The 10,071-nt window shown below is 44.0% G+C and carries 11 protein-coding genes; 8 read left to right on the forward strand and 3 right to left on the reverse strand.

Annotation, left to right across the window (positions count from 1 at the left end):
- The first annotated feature begins 539 nt into the window (after positions 1 to 539).
- Positions 540 to 1,370, forward strand: a complete 831-nt coding sequence (locus tag A2W93_15195) for a hypothetical protein (protein OFY52720.1) — start codon at positions 540 to 542, stop codon at positions 1,368 to 1,370.
- 42 nt (positions 1,371 to 1,412) lie between these two features.
- On the opposite strand, the gene A2W93_15200 is transcribed toward A2W93_15195, so the two are convergent.
- Positions 1,413 to 2,273: a 4Fe-4S ferredoxin gene (locus A2W93_15200; GenBank protein OFY52721.1), complete on the reverse strand. Its 861-nt coding sequence runs from the start codon at positions 2,271 to 2,273 to the stop codon at positions 1,413 to 1,415.
- A gap of 328 nt (positions 2,274 to 2,601) precedes the next feature.
- Between A2W93_15200 and A2W93_15205 the strand changes: the two genes are divergently transcribed.
- The 7 genes from A2W93_15205 to A2W93_15235 are packed head-to-tail and all read left to right on the forward strand — an operon-like array spanning position 2,602 to position 7,878.
- Complete coding sequence (locus A2W93_15205; protein ID OFY52722.1) at positions 2,602 to 3,015, forward strand: methylmalonyl-CoA epimerase; 414 nt, start codon at positions 2,602 to 2,604, stop codon at positions 3,013 to 3,015.
- A 1-nt stretch (position 3,016) separates the two neighbouring features.
- Positions 3,017 to 4,576: a methylmalonyl-CoA carboxyltransferase gene (locus A2W93_15210; GenBank protein ID OFY52723.1), complete on the forward strand. Its 1,560-nt coding sequence runs from the start codon at positions 3,017 to 3,019 to the stop codon at positions 4,574 to 4,576.
- 12 nt (positions 4,577 to 4,588) lie between these two features.
- Positions 4,589 to 4,810, forward strand: a complete 222-nt coding sequence (locus A2W93_15215) for a hypothetical protein (GenBank protein ID OFY52724.1) — start codon at positions 4,589 to 4,591, stop codon at positions 4,808 to 4,810.
- 6 nt (positions 4,811 to 4,816) lie between these two features.
- Positions 4,817 to 5,230 carry a hypothetical protein gene (locus A2W93_15220; protein OFY52725.1) on the forward strand — a complete coding sequence of 138 codons (414 nt, stop codon included), beginning with the start codon at positions 4,817 to 4,819 and terminating at the stop codon, positions 5,228 to 5,230.
- 5 nt (positions 5,231 to 5,235) lie between these two features.
- Positions 5,236 to 6,393 (forward strand): tellurium resistance protein TerC, encoded by a 1,158-nt coding sequence (locus tag A2W93_15225; GenBank protein OFY52726.1) that lies wholly within the window; start codon positions 5,236 to 5,238, stop codon positions 6,391 to 6,393.
- Positions 6,394 to 6,399: 6 nt separating this feature from the next.
- The gene (locus tag A2W93_15230; GenBank protein OFY52727.1) at positions 6,400 to 7,563 is read left to right on the forward strand and encodes a glutaconyl-CoA decarboxylase subunit beta; all 1,164 of its coding nucleotides are present in this window, start codon (positions 6,400 to 6,402) and stop codon (positions 7,561 to 7,563) included.
- A gap of 18 nt (positions 7,564 to 7,581) precedes the next feature.
- Complete coding sequence (locus A2W93_15235; GenBank protein OFY52728.1) at positions 7,582 to 7,878, forward strand: hypothetical protein; 297 nt, start codon at positions 7,582 to 7,584, stop codon at positions 7,876 to 7,878.
- A 260-nt stretch (positions 7,879 to 8,138) separates the two neighbouring features.
- Here A2W93_15235 and A2W93_15240 read toward each other — a convergent pair whose 3' ends face one another.
- A complete protein-coding gene (locus A2W93_15240; protein OFY52729.1) occupies positions 8,139 to 9,146 on the reverse strand; it encodes a phenylalanine--tRNA ligase subunit alpha in 1,008 nt (335 codons plus the stop codon).
- 15 nt (positions 9,147 to 9,161) lie between these two features.
- Positions 9,162 to 9,830: a peptidylprolyl isomerase gene (locus A2W93_15245; GenBank protein OFY52730.1), complete on the reverse strand. Its 669-nt coding sequence runs from the start codon at positions 9,828 to 9,830 to the stop codon at positions 9,162 to 9,164.
- Positions 9,831 to 10,071 lie beyond the last annotated feature (241 nt).

The following is a 10,071-nucleotide window of genomic DNA, read 5'->3' on the forward strand; positions in this document are numbered from 1 at the left end:
AACTTCTCTGGTAAAACCAATCGCAGTAAATCTGTTTCCATTTTGTGTATTTTTTGAACCCAAAAATACACTTTCTCCCCAAGTTTTTAATCTGACCCCATAAAGATACTAAAAAGTTTATTCGTTTGTGAAAGAATTTGCTTCGTCGACTGTTAAAGTATGTTAATTACATATTCGCTTTTCTGTTTTTAACAACTGAAGCCTGCATAAAACCAATGGATTGTTGAAAAAGTGATGTATATCATGTATTCCTACAATTTTATTATTGGACTTGCATTGGAAATTTTTGGAGTTTTCTTAACCTGCTTTTCGCGGCTGTCTTTAAATCAAGGAACAAAACAAAAACAACATTCCATCGTCCAAAAGCGACGAAGGAGCTGAAGGACATGGAACCGTTGTTTTTGCAGTTGTTACGACGGTTCCATGTTCCGGCTGAAAAGCATTGAAGTCCCAAATCGCCTGCCGGAACGGTGGAATGTCGTACAACCTGATGTTTTTTTAAGACAGCAGCTAATTGCAAAAACCAATATATTTGCAGCATGTACAGCCTCCATAATCATACAACATACTGTGACGGAAAAGCGTCGGTTCGGGAAATGATTTTGGCTGCATGCAACGAAAAGCTTGATCATTTCGGGCTTTCGGGACATGCACCAGTTCCTTTTCAAAACAAATGGAGCATCGCATCCGATGAAAAAGTCAAAGAGTATTGTGACGAAATTGCTGAAGTGCGCAAAACGTGCACCGGCCCAAAAATATGGACAGGGCTTGAAGCCGATTACATTCCGGGAGTATCAAAGCCGTTTGATCATTGGAGAGAAAATTTCGGCACCGACTATCTCATCGGCTCCATTCATCTGGTTGAAAACAAAGGCCAGCTCTGGTTTATCGATGGTCCGGCCGAAGGATACGACGCAGGTCTGCAGGAAATTTTCGGTGGCGACATCCGTGCTGCGGTAAAAGCTTTTTACAGGCAAACGTGCGAAATGATTGAAACGCAGAAACCGGACATCCTGGGGCACTGCGACAAAGTGCTTATGCACAACCGCGGCCGCTTTATCAGCTGCGACGACCCATTTCACCTCGATCTGCTGAAAGAAACATTATTGCTTGCCGCCGAAAATAATGTGATAGTAGAAATCAATACACGCGGCATTTACCGGAAGCTTCACACCGATTATTATCCCGGCAAATACATTTTCGGATTTCTGAAAGATAATAATATACGTGTAATGCTAAGTGCCGATGCACATATGACTGATCAGATCACCGGAGAATTTCAACAATTGAAAAACGATTTAATTGCTGCAGGCATCTTCGAAACATGGCTTCCGGAGTGCGTTTCGGGCAGCAACCCTCGAAGGGTTTGAAGGGCAGCAACCCTCGAAGGGTTTGAAACCCTTCGAGGGTTTTTACGCCCACTCTTCGCTCAGCACTTCACCGGAGACACTGACGACAATGGCTTTTACCGGCACTTTGCGTGTGGCTTTCTCAAGCGCCATCTGAACCAGCTTCATTAAGCCATGACAACACGGAACTTCCATCATCATCACGGTTATAGTGTTCACTTTGGCATCGTCGATCATCGACGTGAGCTTCTCAATATAAGATTCTTTGTTGCTGTCGAGTTTCGGACAAGCGATGGCCAGTTTTTTACCTTTCAGCCATTTGCTGTGGAAATTCCCCATGCTGAAAGCCACACAATCAGCCGCCATCAGAAGATCGGCATTGTGGAAAACCGACGACTGCGGATTGATCAGATGCATCTGAACCGGCCATTGCTCGAGCGCAGAAGGCTGATCGGCAGCAATGACATCGGGCTTTGATTCATGTTTGATTTCGCGGTGAGCTGAGCCCTGACATCCGCAAGCTTCGCCTTCTTTGTGATGATTGTGCACTACATAAACAACTTCCATCATGTCAAAGCCAAGCCTGTCCTGATTTTTCTGCATCCACTCCACGCCTTTTTTAAGCCAGATATGTTCGTTGTGATCTTTCAAATGTTTGAGATGAGCAATTACAACGTCTTTACCTTTCATATATAAATGCTCCATCACTTTATCTTCGTCGTATGGTTCAGCTTCACGCTCAGTAATGGTTATAGCACCTTCGGGACAGCCCCCGATGCAGGCTCCAAGCCCGTCACATAGTAAATCGTTGATCAGAATTGCTTTTCCGTTAATGACTTGCAATGCACCTTCGTGGCAACCATCGGCACAAATTCCACAGCCGTTGCATAATTCTTCATCGATTTCAATAATCTGGCGTTTCATATCGGTTTTTTATTTAAGTAATTACGTACCAAAATTACTCATAAAACAAATTCAAAAACGAAAGGATGATAATTGTCATGAAAAAAATAACTGTTTTGAATCTGTATTTATGTTTGACTAAAGCATGACAAATAATTAACAATTACGAAGATTTCAAATCCGTGATTAGCCTGCAAATGTCAAATATTCAAATCAGATAAATTATTTAACATATAAACAAGCAAATTATTGATTTACACCATTAGAAGAAAAAAAATATTAAATAAAAAAAGGAAATTAATTTGGTTAGCAAAGGAAAATGCCGTTACATTTGCAAGCAAAAAAAAACATGGAAATATCTCATATCGAACACATCGGTATTGCTGTTAAAGACCTGACAGAGAGTATAAAGTACTACGAAGAAGTTCTTGGATTGAAATGCTACGCCATCGAAGAGGTAGCCGATCAGAAAGTTAAGACCGCCTTTTTCATGGTTGGTCAGACTAAAATCGAATTGCTTGAAAGCACCGACCCTGAAGGTCCCATTGGAAAATTTATTGAGAAAAAAGGCGAAGGCATTCATCATTTGGCTTTCGCAGTAAATAATATTGAATCAGCGCTGGCCGAAGCCGAAACAAAAGGGGTTCAGCTTATTGATAAAACACCCCGCAAAGGAGCCGAAGGTCTGACCATTGGATTCCTGCATCCGAAATCGACCATAGGAGTACTCACCGAATTCTGCGAAAATAAAAATAACAAGTAATATGTCCATTGAACAAAAGATTGCCGACCTGATGGAGCTTCGCGAGAAAGCGCGTCTGGGCGGAGGGAAAAAGAGAATTGAATCTCAACACGCCAAAGGAAAACTCACCGCCCGTGAACGAATTTTCAAACTGCTTGACGAAGGCAGCTTCGAAGAGTATGACATGTTTGTAACCCACAACTGTCATGATTTCGGACTCGAAAACGAACTTTATTTATCAGACGGCGTTGTGACCGGAAGCGGTACCATCGACGGACGTCTGGTATTTGTGTTTTCGCAGGATTTCACCGTTTTTGGAGGATCACTTTCCGAATCTTACGCTAAGAAAATCTGCAAAATAATGGACATGGCCATGAAAGTTGGTGCACCCGTTATCGGCATCAACGACTCTGGTGGAGCCCGAATTCAGGAAGGCGTAAAAAGTCTTGGCGGTTATGCCGACATATTCCAGCGTAACATTCTGGCCTCAGGCGTTGTTCCGCAGCTTTCAGCTATATTTGGTCCCTGCGCCGGCGGAGCTGTTTACTCCCCTGCTCTGACCGACTTCATCATCATGACGAAGAAAAACAGCTACATGTTTGTTACCGGCCCAAAAGTGGTGAAAACGGTAACCGGTGAAGTTGTAACCGACGACGAATTAGGCGGAGCCGGCATCCATTCTTCAAAATCAGGAGTTTGCCACGTTGCTGTTGAAGACGAAGAAGAAGGCATTGCTTGTTTACGCAGAATGCTGGGATTTATGCCGCAAAACTGCATGGAAGATCCATTCGTTCTTGAAAACAACGACCCCATCAACCGTCTCGACGAGCCCCTCAATCATATTATTCCGGACAATCCGAATAAGCCGTATGATGTAAAAGACATCATAAAAACCATTGTTGACAATCAGGATTTCCTGGAAGTACATCAGCGATACGCACAGAATATCGTGGTAGGCTTTGCCCGTTTCGACGGAGCTCCGGTAGGTATTGTTGCCAATCAGCCAAAATATCTGGCTGGCGTGCTCGACATTGAAGCATCACGTAAAGGTGCACGTTTTGTACGTTTCTGCGACGCTTTCAATATTCCGATCGTTACTTTGGTTGACGTTCCGGGCTTCCTGCCTGGCACTGCTCAGGAATACGGCGGAATCATCATTAACGGAGCAAAACTTTTATATGCCTATGGCGAAGCCACTGTTCCTAAAATTACAATCACGCTGCGCAAATCTTACGGCGGCGCCCACGATGTAATGGGTTGCAAACAGCTGCGCGGAGACCTGAATTATGCATGGCCTACTGCTGAAATCGCTGTTATGGGAGCCAAAGGCGCCATTGAAGTGTTGGAAGGCAAAGCTATGAAAGGCATGGACAGCGACGAAATTCGTCAGGCATTCATCGCAGAAAAGGAGAAGGAATATGCCGATCTTTTTGCCACTCCATATCAGGCAGCCAAATACGGCTACATCGACGATGTAATTGAACCGCGCAACACACGCTACCGCATTATCCGCGGTCTGCAGAGTATTGCAGGCAAAAAAGATTCAAATCCGCCTAAGAAGCACGATAATCTCCCACTCTAATCTTCAACAGTCATGAGCACAGAAACACTCGAAATGAAAGTGACTGCCCCAACGGGAGAAGAAGTTTCAGACGAAATCGTGGCGGTAATTGCTGCAGCAGTTCAGCATTATCTTGAAACAGAGTGTGACGGCAAGCGACCGTTCACCATCCGCAAAGGCATGCAGCCTTTATCTCCCTGGAGCATGAGATCGAATATGCTCCGCCAGGTTCCGAATAACAATTATAAACGATAATCAACAATGAAGAAGTTTCAGTTCAAAATCAATGGAAAATTCTACGATGTCGAGCTCATCAATGTCGAGGGCGCTGCACCTGTAACACAAACCACAACTCCTGTTCAGCAGGCAGCTCCGGTAGCAGCTCCAGTTGCAACCACGGCAGCTCCGGCAGCCGAAGCAAAAGCCGAAGCCGCTCCAGCCGGCGGAAACGGTAAAGTTTCGGGTCACGTACTTTCACCACTGCCCGGCATTCTGCGCAGCTACAATGTAAAACCCGGCGACCGCGTGAAAAACGGCGATACCGTACTTGTACTCGAAGCCATGAAAATGGAGAATAATATTTTCGCAGAACGCGACGGTGTTGTGGTCGAGCTCATGGGTCAGATTGGTACAGCTGTTCTTGAAGGCGATAAATTAATTTCACTCGGAGACTAAGCATCATGGAATTCTCAACACATTTCTATTTCTGGGCTGCCTTTATCGCAGTTTATCTCATTGTGTTTGTTATTGATATGTATGTTACTTCCCATCGGAAGAAAGACATGTCGGTGGGTATTGCACTTCGCTGGACAGCGCTCTGGGTATCAATTGCATTGGCTTATGGATTTGCTATTTTGTTTTTCTATCCCGATAATGGCTCAGTGGAGATCAAGGGATTGATGTTTCAGAAGTTTTTGGCGGGTTATCTCACCGAATATTCTCTGTCTATTGACAACCTCTTTGTATTTATCATGATTTTCTCGCTCATGGGCGTTCATGAAAAGAATCAACCAAAGTTGTTGAAACTGGGTATTTTGCTTTCAATCGTTCTCCGGATTTTGTTTATCCTTGTCGGGATGGAGCTTGTAGAACGTTTCCATTGGATTATTTATATTTTTGGTGCTATTCTGCTGTTTACCGCTTACAAAATGGCATTCACTGCCGAAGATGACCAGATAGACCCCAAAGGAAATTTCCTGTATAAATCCGCTTCAAAAATGTTTCCGGTTGATCCGGATCCTGACAAAGGCAGTTTCTTCTCGCGCATCAATGGAAAGTTTCATATCACCATGGTGTCGCTTGTATTTCTTGTGATCGGCTCAACCGACGTATTATTTGCAGTTGACTCCATTCCTGCCATCATCGGCGTTATCAAGGAGGGTGCTGCCGGTATTCTGACCCCTGAAGAAGACAATTTTATTGCAATTACATCCAATGTTTTCGCTGTAATGGGACTTGTATCCCTCTTCTTTGCTCTTAAAGGAATCATGGGCTTATTCCGCTATCTCAAGCAAGGTGTCAGCTTCATTCTATTCTTTATTGGTGTGAAAATGATGCTGCCAGCTTTAGGGTTCATTAATGAAGGTGTTGGGAAAAGTATTGAAGAATTCTTTAAAAACAATTCATGGATTTCGCTAACAGTTATTATTGGTACACTCGCATTATCCATTCTTCTTTCAATTGCAATCAAGGAAAAAGAAGAATTGGTTGAAACAGGTCATACTCTTGAAAAAATGCAAGCCGACGAACCAATTCAGCTGGCGGAGATTGAATCATTGAAGGCCGAAAACGAACGCCTTAAGAAAGAAATAGAGGAACTGAAAAAATCAAAAAACTAAAATATCATGGGTAATTTCGAATTTGCATCGTTATTTCCAGCGCTGGCCGGTTTCACCTGGCAGCATCTGGTTATGATAACCGTTGGCGCCACGCTGATTTTCCTGGCCATTAAAAAAGAATATGAACCAACATTGTTGCTCCCAATGGGATTTGGAGCCATTCTGGTGAATATTCCCTTTGGCTCTGCCTTAGCTCAAATGGACCCCAGCGGTCAGTGGGCTGAAGGAGCACTCTCTGTATTTTTTGAAGCAGGTATTGCAACCGAAGTCTTTCCGCTGCTGATCTTTGTTGCCATTGGGGCAATGATTGACTTTTCGCCACTCTTCCGCAATCCATTCCTGCTGCTGTTTGGCGCTGCCGCTCAGTTTGGTATTTTTGCAACTGTGGCATTGGCTACTGTGGCTGGTTTCGACCTGTACCAGGCAGCTTCAATCGGTATCATTGGCGCAGCCGACGGTCCCACATCTATCTTTGTTGCCAATAAATTTGCTCCGGATCTGCTTGGTCCCATCTCGGTGGCGGCTTATTCATACATGGCGCTGGTTCCCATTATTCAGCCACCAGTAATTTATGCACTCACCTCAAAAAGAGAGCGTCGCATCCACATGACCTCGCCTGCTTCAAACAATAAAAAGGTATCACGCACGACCATGATCCTTTTCCCAATTGTTGTAACAGTTATTGCCGGTATCATCGCTCCTGCTTCGCTTGCACTGGTAGGATTCCTGATGTTTGGCAATCTCATCCGCGAGTGCGGTGTACTGAACAAACTCTCACTGGGAGCACAGAATGAACTTGCCAACCTGGTCACCATTCTACTTGGTATCACCATCGCTTCGACGATGACAGCAGAACGTTTTGTTCAGCTCGACACATTAATGATTATTGGTCTGGGTCTGGTTGCTTTCATCTTCGACACCTTTGGAGGTGTTATGTTTGCAAAGCTTCTGAATGTATTCATGCCGAAGCACATGAAAGTGAACCCGATGGTTGGAGCTTGTGGAATCTCTGCCTTCCCGATGTCGGCACGTGTTATTCACAACATGGGACAGAAAGAAGATAAAACCAACTTCCTTCTCATGCCAGCCATCAGCACAAACGTAGGCGGACAGATTGGCTCTGTTGTAGCCGGCGGTTTAATTCTGGCTCTGATTCCGTTATTTGCATAATTTAAGGAGGATACAACTATGACATCACAACATAACACTGCAGAAGTACCCCAACACAACAGCCAGCAACATTGCTGCCCTCAGAGTGATTCAATTCAGGCTGTTGACTCTTCACATTGTGCGAAACACAATCAGCAGGAAACAACCAGCACTATTGAAGTTGCTGCCAAACCAAAAAGCACCAACACCCCAGAGCAGAATCTCTCTGCTGCTTTTGAAGTAATGGGAATCGGAATGGCTGGTATTTTTCTTTTCATGGCCATTTTCTTTGGAATGATTAAACTGATGGAAAAAGTTTTTCCAGCTAAAGACTAACACATTCCTGATATTATTCTACAAAAAAAACGCTACGGAAACGGGGCGTTTTTTTATTTTTGAGGCTGTCTCAAAATTAAAAAATCGTTACGATATTCCATCGTTCCGGCCGGTTTTGAATTTGAAAAGGTACTCCGGCCGGAATATGGAATCGTCGTAACAGCCGCAAAAACAACGGTTCAATGTCCTTCAGCTCCTTTGTCGCTTTTGGACGGTGGAATGTTGTTTTTGTAGAAATCGCTATTTTGAGAAATCCTCAATTAAAACTGCTTCAAAAAGCGCACATCATTCTCAGAGAACATGCGCAGGTCCTTCACACCGTAAATCAGATTAGTAATACGTTCGATGCCAATTCCGAAAGCATATCCGGTGTAAACCTCAGGATCGATGCCACAGTTTTTAAGAACATTGGGATCAACCATGCCGCAGCCAAGGATCTCGACCCAGCCGGTGTATTTACAAAACGCGCATCCCGAGCCACCGCAGAGGTTGCAGGAAATATCCATTTCGGCCGAAGGCTCGGTAAAAGGAAAATAAGATGGTCGCAACCGGATTTCAGTGGAAGGGTCAAACATTTCGCGCGAAAAATGAAGCAATGCCTGCTTCAAGTCAGCGAATGTGACATTTTTGTCAACATAAAGTCCTTCGATCTGATGAAAGAAGCAATGCGCGCGTGCCGAGATGGCTTCGTTACGATAAACCCGTCCCGGGAAAATGCTTCGGATTGGAGGTTTTGTGGTCTCCATCACCCGAACCTGAACAGAACTGGTATGCGTACGCAGCGCTATATCCGGATTGGTGTCGATAAAGAAAGTATCCTGCATATCGCGGGCCGGATGCTCCGGTGGAAAATTCAATGCTGAGAAATTATGCCAGTCATCCTCGATTTCAGGACCCTCTTCGACCGAAAAGCCCATTTTCTCAAAGATAGTAACCATGCGGTTTTTCACGATTGCAAGCGGATGACGCGAACCCTGAAAAGTAAAACCGGCCGGACGTGTCATGTCATCGATGGTCGCATCCGACTTCGATGCTGAAAATTGTTGCTGAAATTCTTCGAGCTTCGCAGTAATGGTTTGTTTCAGCTCATTAATCAGCTGTCCGACTTCTTTTTTATCCTCGTTCGGCACCTCCTTGAAACGAGCAAAAAAATCATTCAGAATGCCTTTTTTTCCTAAATACTTTACTCTGAATGTTTCAACTCCTGCTGAATCACTCACTACACCTGAAAGTACCTCGTCGCGGCACTTTAGAATTTCTTCTTTCATCTAAATCTCCTAAAATTATTCTGCAGAAATTATTGTCACAGTCATTTCAATATCCTCAAGAGGACGGTCGTTTTCGTCGCGGGCCACTTTGGAAATGGCTTCAACAACGTCCATACCTTCATACACTTCGCCGAAAACGGTGTATTCCTTATCAAGCGGAGCATAACCACCAATGGTACGATAAGTCTCTTTCTGTTCTTCGGTGTATGTGAATCCCCTGCGTTTTTCAATGGATGAAATTTCTTTATCAGTAAACAAACGACCGGTCACAATGTAAAACTGGCTTCCGGAGCTGGCTTTCTGCGGATTGACATCATCTCCTTCACGAGCAGCCGCTAATGCACCACGCTTATGATAGTTTGCGGCATTGTATTCCATAGGAATATCATATCCGGGACCACCAGAGCCCAGGGCTTGCTTGGGTTTTGCATTTTTACTATCAGGATCACCGCCCTGAATCATAAATCCGGTAATTACTCTGTGGAAAATAATGCCATCGAAAAACTCATCCTGCACCAATTTGATAAAATTATCGCGGTGCTGCGGGGTGTTGTTGTACAAAACAATTTTGATGTCGCCCAGCGAGGTGGAAATCTGGACTTTGGTGCCTTCTGGCACTTGCTGAGCCGTTGCCAATGTGGTAATTACGCTCAGAAAAACAAAAAGAGTCAGAATTTTTTTCATTGATTTCAAAATTGATTTTCCAAAATTACAAATTTTCAGCCATATGACTATTGGATTGAGTGTTTGATCAGAATTGACTCAATTAAACATAAAGATTGCACATCGGATGCTATGAATATGGAAAATACATCTATTTTCTCTGTGACACAGAGTCACCTTTAGATTTGCCCCCGAATACATTTCAACGCAAATTCGTAGAAGTATTTCAAAATTCGGATTCAATTAACCGGAGGAATAGAGG

It is taken from the genome of Bacteroidetes bacterium GWF2_43_63 (assembly GCA_001769275.1).
In the GTDB taxonomy this organism is placed as follows: domain Bacteria; phylum Bacteroidota; class Bacteroidia; order Bacteroidales; family DTU049; genus GWF2-43-63.